Origin of the sequence: Mesorhizobium sp. B3-2-1, from assembly GCF_006439515.1 — a bacterium.
GTDB lineage: Bacteria > Pseudomonadota > Alphaproteobacteria > Rhizobiales > Rhizobiaceae > Mesorhizobium.
The window spans coordinates 104,796-119,295 of sequence record NZ_VFTI01000001.1; the positions used below are offsets into that span (position 1 = coordinate 104,796).

At 60.6% G+C, this 14,500-nt stretch carries 17 protein-coding genes and 1 pseudogene; 10 read left to right on the top strand and 8 right to left on the bottom strand.

The window, feature by feature from the left end; translation table 11 throughout:
- Nucleotides 1-56: 56 nt before the first annotated feature.
- Nucleotides 57-920, bottom strand: coding sequence for an S-formylglutathione hydrolase (gene fghA / locus FJW08_RS00525; RefSeq protein WP_181182797.1), 864 nt, complete (start codon nucleotides 918-920; stop codon nucleotides 57-59).
- A gap of 625 nt (nucleotides 921-1,545) precedes the next feature.
- On the opposite strand from fghA, the gene FJW08_RS00535 reads away from it, so the two are divergent.
- The 7 genes from FJW08_RS00535 (at nucleotide 1,546) to FJW08_RS00565 (ending at nucleotide 7,174) form a co-directional block, all read left to right on the top strand.
- Complete coding sequence (locus FJW08_RS00535; RefSeq protein ID WP_140808041.1) at nucleotides 1,546-2,517, top strand: SDR family oxidoreductase; 972 nt, start codon at nucleotides 1,546-1,548, stop codon at nucleotides 2,515-2,517.
- A gap of 10 nt (nucleotides 2,518-2,527) precedes the next feature.
- Nucleotides 2,528-4,240 carry an HAD-IIB family hydrolase gene (locus tag FJW08_RS00540; RefSeq protein ID WP_140808043.1) on the top strand — a complete coding sequence of 571 codons (1,713 nt, stop codon included), beginning with the start codon at nucleotides 2,528-2,530 and terminating at the stop codon, nucleotides 4,238-4,240.
- 76 nt (nucleotides 4,241-4,316) lie between these two features.
- Nucleotides 4,317-4,634, top strand: a complete 318-nt coding sequence (locus tag FJW08_RS00545) for a hypothetical protein (RefSeq protein ID WP_027042484.1) — start codon at nucleotides 4,317-4,319, stop codon at nucleotides 4,632-4,634.
- A 26-nt stretch (nucleotides 4,635-4,660) separates the two neighbouring features.
- Nucleotides 4,661-5,104, top strand: coding sequence for a PPC domain-containing DNA-binding protein (locus FJW08_RS00550; RefSeq protein ID WP_140808045.1), 444 nt, complete (start codon nucleotides 4,661-4,663; stop codon nucleotides 5,102-5,104).
- Nucleotides 5,105-5,135: 31 nt separating this feature from the next.
- Nucleotides 5,136-6,137 carry an ATP-dependent DNA ligase gene (locus FJW08_RS00555; RefSeq protein ID WP_140808047.1) on the top strand — a complete coding sequence of 334 codons (1,002 nt, stop codon included), beginning with the start codon at nucleotides 5,136-5,138 and terminating at the stop codon, nucleotides 6,135-6,137.
- 113 nt (nucleotides 6,138-6,250) lie between these two features.
- Nucleotides 6,251-6,769 carry a ferritin-like domain-containing protein gene (locus tag FJW08_RS00560; protein ID WP_140808049.1) on the top strand — a complete coding sequence of 173 codons (519 nt, stop codon included), beginning with the start codon at nucleotides 6,251-6,253 and terminating at the stop codon, nucleotides 6,767-6,769.
- 129 nt (nucleotides 6,770-6,898) lie between these two features.
- Nucleotides 6,899-7,174 (top strand): hypothetical protein, encoded by a 276-nt coding sequence (locus tag FJW08_RS00565; protein ID WP_140808051.1) that lies wholly within the window; start codon nucleotides 6,899-6,901, stop codon nucleotides 7,172-7,174.
- A 16-nt stretch (nucleotides 7,175-7,190) separates the two neighbouring features.
- On the opposite strand, the gene FJW08_RS00570 is transcribed toward FJW08_RS00565, so the two are convergent.
- From FJW08_RS00570 to FJW08_RS00600, 7 genes and pseudogenes are all read right to left on the bottom strand, one after another.
- Nucleotides 7,191-7,355, bottom strand: coding sequence for a hypothetical protein (locus FJW08_RS00570; protein WP_140808053.1), 165 nt, complete (start codon nucleotides 7,353-7,355; stop codon nucleotides 7,191-7,193).
- Between the two features lie 122 nt (nucleotides 7,356-7,477).
- A complete protein-coding gene (locus FJW08_RS00575) occupies nucleotides 7,478-7,672 on the bottom strand; it encodes a hypothetical protein (RefSeq protein WP_140808055.1) in 195 nt (64 codons plus the stop codon).
- Nucleotides 7,673-7,879: 207 nt separating this feature from the next.
- Nucleotides 7,880-8,419, bottom strand: coding sequence for a prepilin peptidase (locus tag FJW08_RS00580; protein WP_140808057.1), 540 nt, complete (start codon nucleotides 8,417-8,419; stop codon nucleotides 7,880-7,882).
- Nucleotide 8,420: 1 nt separating this feature from the next.
- Nucleotides 8,421-8,969, bottom strand: coding sequence for a tetratricopeptide repeat protein (locus FJW08_RS00585; protein ID WP_140808059.1), 549 nt, complete (start codon nucleotides 8,967-8,969; stop codon nucleotides 8,421-8,423).
- 52 nt (nucleotides 8,970-9,021) lie between these two features.
- Entirely contained in the window at nucleotides 9,022-9,924 is a 903-nt protein-coding gene (locus FJW08_RS00590) for a type II secretion system F family protein (RefSeq protein WP_246682127.1), read from the bottom strand.
- A gap of 69 nt (nucleotides 9,925-9,993) precedes the next feature.
- Nucleotides 9,994-10,965, bottom strand: a complete 972-nt coding sequence (locus FJW08_RS33340; RefSeq protein ID WP_140808063.1) for a type II secretion system F family protein — start codon at nucleotides 10,963-10,965, stop codon at nucleotides 9,994-9,996.
- Nucleotides 10,965-12,321, bottom strand: a pseudogene (locus tag FJW08_RS00600) (CpaF family protein). The gene FJW08_RS33340 and the pseudogene FJW08_RS00600 overlap by 1 nt, the downstream one beginning before the upstream one ends.
- Nucleotides 12,322-12,862: 541 nt before the next feature.
- On the opposite strand from FJW08_RS00600, the gene FJW08_RS00605 reads away from it, so the two are divergent.
- The 3 genes from FJW08_RS00605 to cpaB all read left to right on the top strand — a co-directional run bounded on the left by FJW08_RS00605 (nucleotide 12,863) and on the right by cpaB (nucleotide 14,450).
- Nucleotides 12,863-13,081, top strand: coding sequence for a Flp family type IVb pilin (locus tag FJW08_RS00605; RefSeq protein WP_140808065.1), 219 nt, complete (start codon nucleotides 12,863-12,865; stop codon nucleotides 13,079-13,081).
- Between the two features lie 14 nt (nucleotides 13,082-13,095).
- Nucleotides 13,096-13,314 carry a Flp family type IVb pilin gene (locus FJW08_RS00610; RefSeq protein ID WP_140808066.1) on the top strand — a complete coding sequence of 73 codons (219 nt, stop codon included), beginning with the start codon at nucleotides 13,096-13,098 and terminating at the stop codon, nucleotides 13,312-13,314.
- Between the two features lie 95 nt (nucleotides 13,315-13,409).
- The gene (gene cpaB / locus FJW08_RS00615; RefSeq protein ID WP_140808068.1) at nucleotides 13,410-14,450 is read left to right on the top strand and encodes a Flp pilus assembly protein CpaB; all 1,041 of its coding nucleotides are present in this window, start codon (nucleotides 13,410-13,412) and stop codon (nucleotides 14,448-14,450) included.
- The last annotated feature ends 50 nt before the right edge of the window (nucleotides 14,451-14,500 follow it).

Genomic DNA, 14,500 nt, shown 5'->3' on the forward strand with positions numbered 1-14,500 from the left:
GATCCTTTCGGGTCGGGTGAAGGACCGGTTCGGCCTTTGACGAGAAGAGCCCGCCGCTATGCTCCGGCTTCAGGATCAGACAATCTTCGGGCGTGCCATCTCAGATGGTCGTCCATGAATGTCGAAATGAAGAAATACGAGTGATCGTAGCCGTCCTGCATGCGCAGCGTCAGCGCAATGCCGGCCTTGGCGCATGCCGTTTCCAGCAGCCAGGGCCTCAACCCGTCATCGAGAAATCCATCCGATGTCCCTTGGTCGACGAAAAGCTCCGGGAAGCGGTGACCATCCTCGATGAGCAAGGTGGCATCGTAGCCTCGCCATGATTTCTCGTCCGCACCGAGATATTTTTCGAAGGCCGGCTTCGACCAGCCGGCGGTGCTGGGTTGCACGATCGGCGCGAAGGCCGAGCAGCTCTTGAAGCGTTCGGGATTCTTCAGCGCGATGGTCAATGCGCCATGTCCACCCATCGAGTGGCCGAAGATCGCCTGACGCGTCATGTCGGCCGGAAACTCCCGCGCGATCAGCGCCGGCAATTCCTCGGTGACATAGGAATACATGCGATAATTACTGGCATAGGGTTCCTGCGTAGCGTCGACATAGAAACCGGCGCCGCTGCCGAACTGCCAATTGTCCTTCTCGTCGGGAATATCGGTGCCTCGGGGGCTGGTGTCGGGACAGACGACGACCAGGCCGAGCTCGGCGGCCATGCGCCTGTACTCCCCCTTGTCCATGACATTGGCGTGGGTGCAGGTAAGGCCGGAGAGATACCATACGACAGGGCAAGGTCTTTCGCGGGCCTGCGGCGGCACGAAGACGGCAAAAGTCATGTCGCAGGCACAGACATCCGAAGGGTGGGAATAGACGCCCTGCACGCCGCCATGCGACCTGGCTGCGGAGATGATTTTCATCCGGTCCGACATGGGTTTCTTCTCCACCAATGTTGATTCACCGCCGCTTGTCTACGGCATCGGCTGGGACCACGGCAACCTCGACGGATTGGGCTTTGGATGTCGGGCCAGGTTCGATCGGCGTCGGCCATCGCCATCGAAATCGGTAGCCCGCATATCCTGGCAGCCGATGCGACTATTGGCGAAAAGGGATGGCCATCACCCTTTGTTCGGAACCGGATCGCCCGGCGGCTGTTTCCGTTCAGGCAAGCACGGAGGAAGCCATGGCACGCGACAAGACCGAATATGAAACCGGCGCGCGGAAATATCCCGCGAGGACCGGCCCGGATCCGAGCGATGATTTCTCGCTCGATGCGGCCGGCAACAAGCCGCCGGCAGGCGGAATGGGCCTCACGCGACCGGCGGATCAGACAAGTGGAGAAACACATCAGTCCGAAGGACGGAACCCACCTGGCCAGGCGACGCCCGGCCCCGCAAAAGGGAAGGCATCCGGCGCGGGCTCCGAACATTCGAAGGACGCGAAGTCCCCAAGATCGGGCGCCAGCCCGGCGCCTATGTCAAAGACTGACGCGCTTTAGCGTCGCGCAAACCTTTTGGTCTGCCGCGCGTTGAACTTTCTTCAACCGAGGAGACGACCATGGAGACGAAATCCCAGACCGCCGGTGAAGCCGCCAAGCAGCGCCATATCCAGCGTGGCATCGATGCCAAGGACAAATCGAAGAGCAACGGCAAGGCGCAGCATGCCATGCAGGCAGGCGCGCGCGTCTATCCCGAGCCGCCCTTCCCCAAGCAACATCAGGCGAAACCCGGGCATGAGGCGGCGGTCGAACCTGCCCCGCTCTACGATGCACCCTACTATCTCGGATCAAGGAAACTCGAAGGGAAGGTGGCTCTCGTCACAGGCGGCGATTCCGGCATCGGTCGCGCGGTGGCGGTATTGTTCGCCCGCGAAGGCGCCGATATCGCGATCGTCTACCTGGCCGAGGACAGGGACGCCGAAGAGACAAGATCCGCCGTCGAAAAAGAAGGGCGACGCTGCATTCTGATCAAGGCCGACGTCAGCGAACGCCGGGATTGCCAAAAAGCCGTGGCGGCCGCGGTCGAAACCTTCGGCCGCATCGACGTGCTGGTCAACAACGCCGCCTTCCAGATCCATTCAAGCGACTTCAGCGACCTGACCGAAGACCATTTCGACACCACGCTGAAGACCAATCTCTACGGCTATTTCCATATGGCACAGGAAGCGGTGCCGCACATGAAGCCGGGCTCGGCGATCGTCAACACCGGTTCGGTTACCGGCATAGACGGCTCGAAGCAACTGGTCGACTATTCGATGACCAAGGGCGGCATCCACGCCTTCACGCGTGCGCTTTCGGGCAACCTCATCGCCAAGGGTATCAGGGTGAACGCGGTCGCGCCTGGCCCGGTGTGGACGCCGCTCAATCCATCGGACAAGGAAGCAGGCGACGTCTCGAAATTCGGCGCGGACACGCCGATGAAACGGCCGGCACAACCGGAGGAACTGGCTCCGGCCTATGTGTTCCTCGCTTCCCCGCATTGCTCGAGTTACATCACCGGCGAAATCCTGCCGATCGTCGGCGGCTACTGAGGTCATCGCAATGTATTTCATTGCCTTGGCGACCGACTATGACGGGACGCTCGCGCATGACGGGGCTGTCTCCAAGAAGACGCTGGCCGCGCTGGAGCGGTTCAAGAAAAGCGGCCGCAAACTGCTTCTGGTCACCGGACGCGAGTTGCCCGACCTCAAGCGCGTATTTCCCGACGTCCGCCTGTTCGACAAGGTCGTCGCCGAGAACGGCGCCCTGATCTACACCCCGGCGAGCGAGGAGGAGCGGGTGATCTCGCCGTCGCCGGAGCCCAAATTCGTCGCCAGACTGAAAAAACAGGGGGTGAAGCCGCTTTCGGTGGGACAATCGATCGTCGCCACCTGGGAGCCACATCAGGCGACCGTGCTCGAAGTCATCAAGAAGATGGGGCTCGAGCTCGAAATCATCTTCAACAAGGGCGCGGTGATGGTCCTGCCGAGCGGCGTCAACAAAGCCACCGGGCTGGCGGCCGCACTCGAGGACCTTCATCTGTCGCCGCACAATGTGGTGGGTATCGGCGACGCCGAGAATGATCATGCCTTTCTGCAGGCCTGCGGCTGCAGCGTTGCGGTCGACAATGCCATTCCCGCAGTCAAAGGCACTGCAAACCTGGTCACGCGCGGCGCACGCGGCAAAGGCGTCGAGGAATTGATCGCCAAGCTGATCGAGCGTGACCATGGGATAGTGGCAAAGCGTCATGACGGCATTGTTCTCGGATCGGCCGGTGGCGACGACATCTATCTGTCGCCGATCGAAAGCGTGCTCATCGCCGGCAGTTCGGGCATCGGCAAATCCACCCTGGCCACCGCGCTGACGGAACGCTTTGTCGAGAGCCGATTTCAGTTTTGCGTCTTCGACCCCGAGGGCGACTATGATGGCCTCGAGGATGCGGTTCGGCTGGGGGACGGGTCGAGCGCGCCGACAAAGGCGCAAGTGCTGGATTTGATCGCCAAGGCCGACAGCAATGTCGTCGTCAACGGGCTGGCGCTGCGTGTCGATGAACGGCCTGACTTCTTTGCCGATCTGCTGCCTGGCCTTGGCAGCTTCCGCCGCCGCACCGCAAGACCGCATTGGCTGGTCATCGACGAAGCGCACCATCTTCTTCCGAAGCGGCGCGACGACACGCGCTCCGTGCTCTCCCTGGAACTGCCGGGCACGATCCTGATCACCGTCCATCCCGAGGCGATTTCGACCGACGCCCTGCGCCTGGTTACGGCCGTCATCGCCCTTGGCCCGAAGGCGAAGGACGTGGTGAAGACCTTCTGCCATGAGACCGGCATCGAGCCGCCGAAGAACATTCCCACACCCAAGGGCGACCGGGTTCTGTTCTGGCGGCCGCAGCTGCGCAAGAAACTCATGACGGTCAAGGTGATCGAACCTCGTCAGTCTCTCAAGCGCCACAGCCGCAAATATGCCGAGGGCCAGCTCGATGAGACCGGCAGCTTCTATTTCCGCGGTCCCGACGATGCGATGAACCTCAGGGCCCATAATCTGATGATCTTTGCCCAGATGGCCGAAGGCATAGACGACAAGACCTGGGAGTTCCATCTGCGCGCGGGCGACTATTCGAAATGGTTCCGCCAGCAGATCAGGGACAGGGACCTCGCCCGCGAAACCGCCGAGGCGGAAAAGGACAGGAAGCTTTCGGCGGAAGCGAGCCGCAAACGGGTGCTCGACGCCGTTCGGCGGCGCTACACCGCACCCGCGACGGCGCCTGAGGAATAGCAGCCGGTTCGCCGACCGCCATTGGAACCCGGGCGCCGACTTGACGTTCAACCTCCATCGAGAAGGAGAAACGATCATGCCACGAGGCGAGAAATCCAAATACACCGACAAGCAGGAACGCAAGGCCGACCATATTGCCGAAGGCTATGAGAAGCGTGGCGTGTCCGACAAGGAAGCCGAGCGACGCGCATGGGCGACGGTCAACAAGGACGATGGCGGCGGCAAGAAGGAAGGCGGCTCCGGGCGCGGTAAGCACACCGGTAATCCAGCAGCGCACAAGGGCGGCAAGAGCGGCGGAAAGGCGTCCGCTTCCCGATCGGCCGCGAGCCGGTCCGAATCGGCAAAGAAGGCGGCGGCGACGCGCAAGAGGAACGCGGAACACCACGCCCACTGAACGGCCTCGAGGATCGGAACACCGGCATGAAATCGCGACTCGTCAACGAGGCCAATGGCCAGCGGACATTTGTCGTGGTGCTCGACCCTGGCGAGGAAGCATTTTCGGCGCTGACCAGCTTCGCGGTCGAGCAGAAGATCGGCAGCGCGTCGCTGACCGCGATCGGCGCGTTCCAACGGGCCACTGTCGGCTGGTTCGACCTGGAGGCGAAGAGCTATCGAAAGATCCCGGTCGACGAACAATGCGAGGTTCTGAGCGCGATCGGTGATGTCGCGACCGGCGATGATGGCAAGCCAAGTCTTCATGTCCACGCGGTGCTTGGCTTGAGGGACGGCACGACCAGGGGCGGCCATCTGCTCGAAGGCACCGTTCGGCCGACATTGGAAGTCATCGTGGTGGAAGCGCCGGGTCACCTGCGCCGCCGCAAGCGTGCCGAATTCGGTGTGGCTTTGATCGATCTCGGCGCCTGAACCTGCCGCCGCGGGAGCGATGGTAAAGCCAATGACGGACAGGTTTGCCCTACCCCTGGACACACCGCCCATGGAGGCCAAGGCCGCCGATGCCCTGCCGGAAGGGGAAGGCCTTTGGCAATACGAGCCCAAATGGGACGGGTTTCGCTGCCTCGCCTTCAAGGGCGAGACGGATGTCGACTTGCGGGCCAAGTCCGGCAAACCTCTCGGCCGCTACTTCCCGGAACTTGTCGCCATGCTGCGGCAGGTCGAGGCCCGAGAATTCGTCGTCGATGGCGAGATCGTCATCGAGCTCGAAGGCAAGCTTTCCTTCGACGCGCTGCAGATGCGGCTTCACCCGGCCGAAAGTCGCATTCGCAAGCTGAGCGCGCAAACGCCTGCCCGGCTGATCCTGTTCGACATGTTGGCCGCGCCTGGCGGGACGATCCTGCTTGGCGAGCCGTTGTCGCGACGCCGCCGGGCGGTCGAGGGCTTTGTTCGCGATTGCGCCGAACCCGGCTTGCGGCTCTCGCCCAGCGCGACCGATCCGGCGGCCACCAGGCGCTGGCTTGAAGGGGCCGGCCATGGCCCCACCGACGGGGTGGTCGCCAAATTGCTGGCCGACCCCTACCGGCCGGGGGAACGCGCGATGGTCAAGGTCAAACGGTTGCGTACGGCCGACTGCGTGGTTGGCGGATTTCGCTATCTGAGCGGCAGCAAGGAGGTCGGCTCACTCCTGCTCGGCCTCTACGACGAGAGCGGCAAACTCGACCATGTCGGCTTTACCTCGACCATCGGCAGGGATGACCGGGCCCGTGTCACCCGCAAGCTGGAAAAGCTGCGTGGTGGCCCGGGCTTCACCGGCAAAGCGCCAGGCGGGCCGAGCCGCTGGAGCACGCAGCGCAGCGGCGAATGGGAGCCACTGCGGCCGGAACTGGTGGTCGAGGTCCGCTTCGATCATGTCACCGGCGACAGGTTCCGGCATGGCACGAAACTGTTGCGCTGGCGGCCGGACAAGGCGCCGCGCCAGTGCACCATGCGGCAGATCGAGTGACGGAGTTCGCGCCGGAGGCGTCCCTTTGCGAAGTCGCTGGAACAACCGCCCTGATAGCAAGTTGTGCCCCAGCTACACCGCAGGTGGGCTTCACACAATCGGAGATGACAATCATGGCGACTGCGAAGAAAGCGGCAACGAAGGGCCTTGAAGCCCTGTTCCTCGACGGGCTGAAGGACATCTATTATGCCGAGAAGAAAATCCTGAAGGCGCTGCCGAAAATGGCGAAGGGCGCCGAATCCGAAGATGTTTCGGCGGCGTTCGAGAAACATCTGCAGGAGACCGAGGGCCAGGTTGACCGCCTCGAACAGGTCTTCGAGCTTCTCGACAAGCCGGCCCGAGGCAAGACCTGTCCGGCCATCGACGGCATCATCGAGGAGGGTTCGGAAGTCCTCCAGGACTATAAGGGCGACCCCGCGCTGGACGCCGGGCTGGTCGGGGCGGCGCAGGCCGTCGAACACTACGAGATCGCGCGCTACGGCACGCTGATCGCCTGGGCCGAACAGCTCGGCAAGAGCGACGTGGTCAAACTCCTCAACCAGACTCTCGAAGAAGAGATGGCGACCGACAAGGCACTTTCCAGCCTTGGCGAGGGCGGTGTCAACGAACGTGCCCTGCAACAGGCCGCCTAGACTCTTTGTTTTCGCGCAATTCCGAACGGAAAACCGCTACGCACTTTTCCTGGAATTGCTTTAGCAGGCGAGCTGTTGCCCCGGGCGCCAGGCGATCCGGGGCAACTCCCCGGATTTCGGAGAACGACGATGAACCCCCGCAAGACAAGGCAACCCGCAGCGCAGACGGAAGACCCGGCGGAAACTGAAGGTCCCGCGATCGAGCAGCAGGACTGGAACGCGCTCGCAGGCGCGAAAATCCTTCCCGACGACGTCGAGGTGGAGGACGAGGCTGAGGGCGACTTGCCCGAGGAAGACGACGACAACGCCTACCAGGAAAGCGACGAGGCATTGCCCGACGATATCGAGGAGGCGGCTATTTCACGCGATCCGTCAAGGGAAGGCGGCCGCTTCGACGAGGATTGACCCGAGCGCAATCCGGTCAGCCGGCCGCATGCATGGGGGGCTCTTCATTCTCATCGGGATTGGGCAACGGCGCCTCACCGGGCAATCCGTCCGGCTCCGGTTCGCCGATCGGCCTGGGCTTCCAGTTGGGAGCGGGCATGGGCACGTCGCGGTTGGGGTCGGGTTCTCTCGGATCGGGCATCAAATCTGTCTCTCTTTGGGCGGACTCTCTTTCGCCGGACCGGGCGGCTTGGCTTTGGCCCGCGGCACGCATGCAAAGCCCATCCCGAGCGCTCGGGATAGGCTCTGTGCCACGCGGGTTGGCTAGCGATTCTTGTGGCTTTGCTCGCCGGCTTTCACATGCTGTTCATGGGTTCCGCCGCGCATGCCGGAGCTGTCGCCTTGCTGGCGCTGGTTGCCACCGCCCGCCTGCTGCTGACGGTTCTTGTCGTCCATGTTCTTGTGGCTTTGCTGGCCCGCTTTCACGTGTTGCTCATGGCTACCACCTTGATTGGGCATTCTTCTTCTCCTTTGAGTTATCGAGGCGAACGGCCGCCTCGGGGGTCAAAAGAAACTGGCGGCCCGGATGTTCCCTCACGTAATATTTCGTGAATTGTGCCGCTGGGGCCGGCCCCGCTCGCGGCGCCTGGGAGGGCCGCCAAGAGGCGCACTTCACTTCCGACCCGCGTCCGCCGCGCTGAACAGTACCTACACAGCGACGAGGTGCTAGTTGAGCTGGCCCAGGATTCCAGAGCTGTTGGCCAACACTAGGCTTTCATAGATCAGATATACTATTCCGCAGATCGCTGATGCCGCTATCGGCACGCCGAATGGCACGACGCCTTTTCGGTCCATGTGCTCCACATAGAGGCGAAACGCTCCCGCCGGCAGCATGAACGGGTTTTTCACAAGCACTGCGGTAGCGACGGCGAAAAATAGGAGCAACACGGTAAAGACGACGAGACTGTTTCCTCCGATCAGCAACGGCATGACAGCCATCAGCTTTACGTCCCCGGCGCCGATTTTGCGCAGGACCCAGAAGGGAAAGAGCGCGAGGAACAGCACTAGACCGCCAATCGCGCTGAAACCCGTGTCCCACCACGATCCAGACTGCAGCGAGAGCAGCAGCAGCGACCCCGCGCCCATGCAGAGCAACAATAACACGTCGCGATTGGTTATCTTCTGGGTGGTGAAGTCGAACCACGCAATCCACGCGAGCAGAGGGATCGCCAGGGCCTTCAACAGCAGCGCTTCGACAAGCAGCATGCTAGCGCTCGATGTTCTGCACGCTCGACGACAGCAGCTTCAGATTGTTGGCTACGGTCGGATCGTTTGGTGCCAGTTCATAAGCCTTGAGAAAGTTCGTGCGCGCGTTCTGCAACTTGCCGCGCAGCAGATCGGAATAGCCGACATTGTTGTAGTACTCCGGCGACGGCCCCATCAGCTTGAACGCGCGGCCATAGGCGCGGTCGGCAAGGTCGAAGCGGTGGATGCGGTCGCACGAAGCGGCCAAACCCATCCAGGCGCCGCCGTCATTGGGCGCCAGTTGTGTCGCCTTGAAGAACAGCGCGCCGGCATTGCCATAATTTTCCGCGCGGAACTGGTTCTTGGCTTCGGCCACGGCCTGGTCCGAGGCGTAGTATTCGACGTTGCTGACCGTCTTCAGTCCGTCGAACGCATCGCCAAAGGACGTCACATCACCTTTCGACGGTTCGTTGGTACGGACGACACCCATGCTGCTATCGGTCGACTGGCAACCGGCAAGCACGAAAAGCAGCACGCTGGCTGCAGCGGTGAGACGTACTGGCTCCGTCATTTCGTTCCCCACGGTTCCATCGACTCGTTTCATTAGGACCAAAGCATATTGCTTAATGGTTGAAAATGGCCTGCATCCGAATGACAACCGGTAAAAGGACGATCATTAGCACCACTGGGAAAATACAAATACCCAGGGGGATCATCATCTTGACCGGCAGCGCGTTCGCACGCTCTTCCGCTTGGAGAATTCTCTGGGACCGCATTTCGTCGCTGTATACGCGTAGCGCATCCGTCAGGCTGGTGCCGAGTTCTTCCGATTGACGAAACAACACGGCTAACGCCCGTGCCTCGTCCAGGCCGATACGGTCCGCTAGCTCACGCAAGGCCTCCCGCAACGGCTTACCGGCGCGCAGCTGCAGAGTCATGATCGAAAGCTGTATCCCCAGCCACTTGTGGGTCGCGACCAGTTCCTGGCTCACCCGTTCGACGGCGGCTTCCAAGCTCATGCCGGCATCGGCACAGGTGATCATCATGTCCATGAAATCGGGGAAGCCGCGACGATAGATTCGCTTCTGTGAATTTTCGAAGCGATCGAGCATGATGCTGGGAATGACGATGCAAGCGAGCCCAAACAGGGCGGATCCGGCGAGGGTCATGAACGCGGGCAAGTTTGGTGGCAGCACTTGAGACAGAAGCGCGAACATCAACGAGAAGCCGGCACAAACCGCTCCAAATCGTGACAACGTATATATCAAGGGAGCGCTTGCTTGATAAAAGCCGGCGCGAAAAAGTTTCGCCTCAAGAGCATTGGGCTCGTCCCGCTCTTTCTCGACGGACCGGAAATACGCCTCGATCGGCCGCTGGGCCAAAACTTTAGCCTGTTGCTCAAGGCCGAGCATTGACCGGGGATCGGCGATCCCTTCGGCTATCAGGTTTTGCGCGACCAGTTTTCGGGTCTGCAACGCAGGCAAGAAAACAAGCGCGCCAAAAAGGAAAATCGCCACCGCCGCCATAAAGACCGCGACGGAAACAAGAAGGCCTAAATCCTGTATATTTAAGAGTATGTTTATTATGTCCTCCCCTCAGAAGTCGAAATTAACCATTTTATACATGATAAAATCACCCAGAAGCGCCCAAGTCCCAAAGATCACAAACACCGGCGTTATGATCGGATTTCCCCAAACAGCGCCATAGTAAGACGGCGCAAGAACCAGAAGAATCAAGAACATCACTATCGGGAATAGCGATATGATCCACGCTGATACTCTACCTTCCGCTGAGAGCGCTCTTATCTTCATCCCCAGCTTATGTCTTTCCCGCAGTACCGAGGAAAGATTGTGCAAGATGCCGGTCAGATTTCCGCCTGTCTTGGCTTGGATCGACAGCGACACCGACAACAGGTTGAGGCCGTCGAAACCTACTCGTTGTGATAGTTTTCGCACGGCTTGCTCCATGCTGAGGCCAAATGTGATTTCGTCGGACACGATGCCAAACTCGGTGCCTAGAGGATCGGGCATCTCCCGAGCCACGAGACCAACTGCCACCGTGGAGGGATGTCCGGCCCGCAGCGAGCGGACGATCATGTCCAGCGCATCGGGGAGTTGCTTGGCGAACTTCCGGATTCGCCTGCTGCGGGCGCGTCGTAGAACGAGGAGTGGCAGCACAAGCCCAGTTACAATGAAAATGATGAGCGACCCCAGGGTCGAGACACCCATGAAGAATGAGAGAACCATTGCCAGGACAAGCCCAATGACAAGAAATGTCGCAGCGAACGTCAGCGGATTCCCCGTAATGCCGGATTGCGTGTAGAGTCTATTCAGGCCCACGAGACCAAAAAGGAAGTCACCGGAGTTTGTCAGCCCGCGCTCGCGCAGCAGTCGTTGTAAGGTCTGCTCGGCCGGAGCTTCATCAGCAAGGCGCTTCAACCGGCGATTGACCACTCCGGCGCGCGAGCGGCGACCGGCATAAGAGAGATACAGGGCCTCGGCGGCAAGAATGACCGACGCTGCCGCTACCGTATAGATGAAATAAAGCAGGGACTGGCCGGACAGCATCAGAGCGGAACCTGCGGATTGAAGGCGTCCTTGCCAAAATGGTGTCCGAGCGTCGCCGCCTCGGATGAGAAACGAGGACGGACACCAGTTGCTCGAAATTCGCCGATGATCGCGCCTTCCGCAGTGACGTCGCGTCGGACAAAATGATAGATTTCCTGAAGCTGCACCACGTTGCCCTCCATGCCCGTCAGTTCCGATATCGAAATGACCCGCCTGCCCCCATCGGAAAGACGCTGGGTCTGCACAATGATGTCGATGGCCGAGGCAATTTGCGCCCATACCGACCATCTGCTCGAGGCGCGAGATGGCATCGCGCGGCGTGTTGGCGTGGATGGTGGTCATCGAGCCTTCATGGCCGGTGTTCATGGCCTGCAGCATGTCGAAGGCCTCCTCGCCGCGCACCTCGCCGACGATGATACGGTCCGGGCGCATGCGCAGCGCGTTCTTGACCAGTTCGCGCTGACGAACCTCGCCCTTTCCTTCGACATTGGGCGGGCGTGTCTCGAGCCGTCCGACATGGGGCTGTTGCAATTGCAACTCCGCCGCGTCCTCGATTGTGATCAGGCGCTCCCTCGACGGAATGTAGCTCGACAGCGCGTTGAGCAAGGTCGTCTTGCCGCTGCCGGTGCCGCCAGAAACCAGGATCGATTTGCGCGACTGCACGGCGATCCGCAGCAGATCGACCATCGGCTGGCGGATCGAATTGAGCGCCATCAGCCGTTCGAGCGAATAGGGATTCTTGGAGAACTTCCGGATCGACACCAACGGGCCGTCGACCGAGATCGGCCGCACGGCGATATTAACACGCGAGCCATCTTCCAGCCGTGCATCCACCATCGGCGCGGATTCATCGACGCGCCGGCCAATGGCGGAAACGATCTTGTTGATGATACGCAGCAAATGCGCCTCGTCTCGAAACCGGATTGCCGTCTCTTCAACCAAGCCACGCCGCTCGATGAAGACGCGGTTGTGCGTGTTTATAAGGATGTCGGTAATGGAGTCATCCTTGAGCAGCGGTTCGATCGGTCCCAGTCCGAGCATCTCGTCAGCCGTGTCACTGGTCAGTTGATCGAGCTCTCGGGCGTTCAGCGGTACGCTTCGATTTCGAACGAACTCGCGAACGATCGGACGAATCTCATTCAGGATTTCGTCCTTGGACGCGTTTTCGAGGGCGGTCAGATTGAAACGGTCGATCAAATGACGATGCAGCTCGACCTTGAGCGTCAGGAATGCGTCGCCATGGGATTCGATATCAGCCGCCGGAGAAAGGGCCGGGGCAGCAGGCAGCATCGTCAGCGGCTCCTCGTTTGTCGCGACAGGCTGCGCCCCCGGCCCCTTGATGAAACGCCCTAGCATAATCGCCTATGCTCCCCTAACCCTGCATTAGCGGAAACTAAACGTTAACCAATCAGGGCACAAGCGCCGTGGCGCCTAGCGCCTGGTCAATACTTTCAACATAGTTAAGGAGCGCCGCCAAAAAATATCGTTTTTATTTCCGGCCGCCCAAGCCACCAACATGATTGGCACACTAAGCTTTGGCGCATCCGCACCCCTCGGGCGCTCCGACATCGGCATCCACTCCATATCTGGCTATAACCCCTAAGATATAAAGGCGTATGCCTTACCACTAAAGTAGTTACGGCTTTATTAGGTCAGATGCATAATTGTGAACGAATGGTTAAGGGCGCTTGAAAAATCAGACGAATCAAGCTCTTGCTCAAATTTGAGGCTGCGCTCAACTCGGAAGTTCATGTATTGGGAAGTTAAGGAACCGTTAATCCCGTTTGACTCCGCAATTTCTCGGGACCTAGGATCGAGATGACGGGGGATGCTTGGGTATGGAGTTCATCCTTGGCTCTGTCTCGTCGGGTTCAAACCTCCAAGGGGAGAAATTGACATGAAGAAGCTCATGACGATGACCCGGCAGTTCCGCGACGACGAAAACGGCGCTGCCATGGTCGAATATTCTATCCTGGTCGGCATCATCGCTGGTGCAGCCATCCTCGCCATTTTGGCGATCGGCGGCTGGGTTAGCGGTCGTTTCAGCGGTCTCTGCGACACCCTGAATGGCAAGGCTGGCGGCACCTGCGTCAAGGGTACAGGCGTCGGCACCTGATCGGGCACACTGACATGGAAAAACTCACGGCAATCACGCGGCAGTTCCGCGACGATGAGAGCGGTGCTGCCATGGTCGAGTATTCGATCTTGGTTGGTATAATCGCCGGTGCAGCCATCCTCGCCATTCTGGCGATCGGCGGCTGGGTCAGCGGCCGGTTTGTCGGTCTATGCGGCAAGATGCAGGGAAGCGGTATCGGCTCCTGCGATGCTGCCGGTGGGACGGGCAACTGATCGACAAGAAATCAGGCCCGGATTCGTAAAATCCGGGCCTGATCCTGAATCGCGGCGGGCGAGTTCCCGCTGTATGGCCTAGGGGCTTGGGTCCAATGCGCGCCAATACGTTTATCATGATCGTGCTAGCCGGCGTGTTCGGCGTGCTCGCGGTGGTGCTTGTCAACATCTGGCTGGCAAACCAGCGTAGCGCCATGGCCGAAGCAAACGGCGTCCAGCGCGATACGGTCGTGGTGGCCGCAATGCCATTGAAGTTCGGCGACACTCTGAGTGCCGATAAGCTCCGTGAAATCGCCTGGCCGGCGGGCGCGGTTCCAGCTGGCGCCTTCAAGACAACCAAGGACGCACTGGCCGGCGAAGGCGCAAAGCAGGCGCTGCAGACGATTGGCACCAATGAGCCCGTTCTCGCCACTAAGATCACTGGCCCCGGCCAGCGCGCCACGCTTTCGGCTGTGCTGGGCGAAGGGATGAAAGCCGTTTCCATACGAGTTAATGATGTGCTCGGCGTTGCGGGGTTTGTTTTTCCAGGCGATCGCGTTGACATCCTTTTGACCCGCACGGTTCGTGATAGCGATGGCACGGACAAGAGTTTCGTCGACGTTCTGCTGCAGAGCATGAAGGTGCTCGCAGTCGACCAGGTTGCCGACGAAAGCAAGGACAGCCCGACGGTCGTCAAAGCAGTAACGCTCGAGGCCAGCACCAAGGATGCCCAGAAGCTCACACTCGCCGCCGGCGCCGGCCAGCTCTCGCTGGCGCTGCGTCAGGCCGCGGCCAGCAAGGGCGAGACGACCGAACGCGTGACGCTGTCGGACCTGACCGGCGAAACGCCCGAAGACGTCGCCAAGCGACAGGCTGAACTCGACAGGAAAGCGGCAGCGGACGCATTGGCGGAAGCTGAGCGCAAGCGTGCCGACGACAAGATTGCCGGGTTAGCCCAGGCCGTGGAGAAGGTGGGAAGCCGCCTTGACGAGTTGGGCAAGGTCAAACCCGCTCCGGCCGTGGCATCTGCGCCGGAAGTGCGCGAGGTCGTCAAGGAAGTGGTCAAATATGTGCAGCCGGAACCGCCGAAGAACGTGACCGTGGGCGTATTTCGGGGCGTGAAGCTCGAGACATATGACGTGCCGCGACAACCGTGATAAGCTGCGGCTAATGAAAATGGGCTGCCACAGCAGCGATTGGGGAGACG

Excerpts from the sequence above, each read along its gene's own strand:
- FJW08_RS00575 (WP_140808055.1), bottom strand. The coding sequence starts at position 7,672 with ATGCCCAATCAAGGTGGTAGCCATGAGCAACACGTGAAAGCGGGCCAG.
- cpaB (WP_140808068.1), top strand. The coding sequence starts at position 13,410 with ATGCGCGCCAATACGTTTATCATGATCGTGCTAGCCGGCGTGTTCGGC.
- FJW08_RS00610 (WP_140808066.1), top strand. The coding sequence starts at position 13,096 with ATGGAAAAACTCACGGCAATCACGCGGCAGTTCCGCGACGATGAGAGC.
- FJW08_RS00535 (WP_140808041.1), top strand. The coding sequence starts at position 1,546 with ATGGAGACGAAATCCCAGACCGCCGGTGAAGCCGCCAAGCAGCGCCAT.
- fghA (WP_181182797.1), bottom strand. The coding sequence starts at position 920 with ATGTCGGACCGGATGAAAATCATCTCCGCAGCCAGGTCGCATGGCGGC.
- FJW08_RS00605 (WP_140808065.1), top strand. The coding sequence starts at position 12,863 with ATGAAGAAGCTCATGACGATGACCCGGCAGTTCCGCGACGACGAAAAC.
- FJW08_RS00540 (WP_140808043.1), top strand. The coding sequence starts at position 2,528 with ATGTATTTCATTGCCTTGGCGACCGACTATGACGGGACGCTCGCGCAT.
- FJW08_RS00565 (WP_140808051.1), top strand. The coding sequence starts at position 6,899 with ATGAACCCCCGCAAGACAAGGCAACCCGCAGCGCAGACGGAAGACCCG.
- FJW08_RS00555 (WP_140808047.1), top strand. The coding sequence starts at position 5,136 with ATGACGGACAGGTTTGCCCTACCCCTGGACACACCGCCCATGGAGGCC.
- FJW08_RS00560 (WP_140808049.1), top strand. The coding sequence starts at position 6,251 with ATGGCGACTGCGAAGAAAGCGGCAACGAAGGGCCTTGAAGCCCTGTTC.
- FJW08_RS00580 (WP_140808057.1), bottom strand. The coding sequence starts at position 8,419 with ATGCTGCTTGTCGAAGCGCTGCTGTTGAAGGCCCTGGCGATCCCTCTG.
- FJW08_RS00585 (WP_140808059.1), bottom strand. The coding sequence starts at position 8,969 with ATGACGGAGCCAGTACGTCTCACCGCTGCAGCCAGCGTGCTGCTTTTC.
- FJW08_RS00550 (WP_140808045.1), top strand. The coding sequence starts at position 4,661 with ATGAAATCGCGACTCGTCAACGAGGCCAATGGCCAGCGGACATTTGTC.
- FJW08_RS00590 (WP_246682127.1), bottom strand. The coding sequence starts at position 9,924 with ATGGCGGCGGTGGCGATTTTCCTTTTTGGCGCGCTTGTTTTCTTGCCT.
- FJW08_RS33340 (WP_140808063.1), bottom strand. The coding sequence starts at position 10,965 with ATGCTGTCCGGCCAGTCCCTGCTTTATTTCATCTATACGGTAGCGGCA.
- FJW08_RS00570 (WP_140808053.1), bottom strand. The coding sequence starts at position 7,355 with ATGCCCGATCCGAGAGAACCCGACCCCAACCGCGACGTGCCCATGCCC.
- FJW08_RS00545 (WP_027042484.1), top strand. The coding sequence starts at position 4,317 with ATGCCACGAGGCGAGAAATCCAAATACACCGACAAGCAGGAACGCAAG.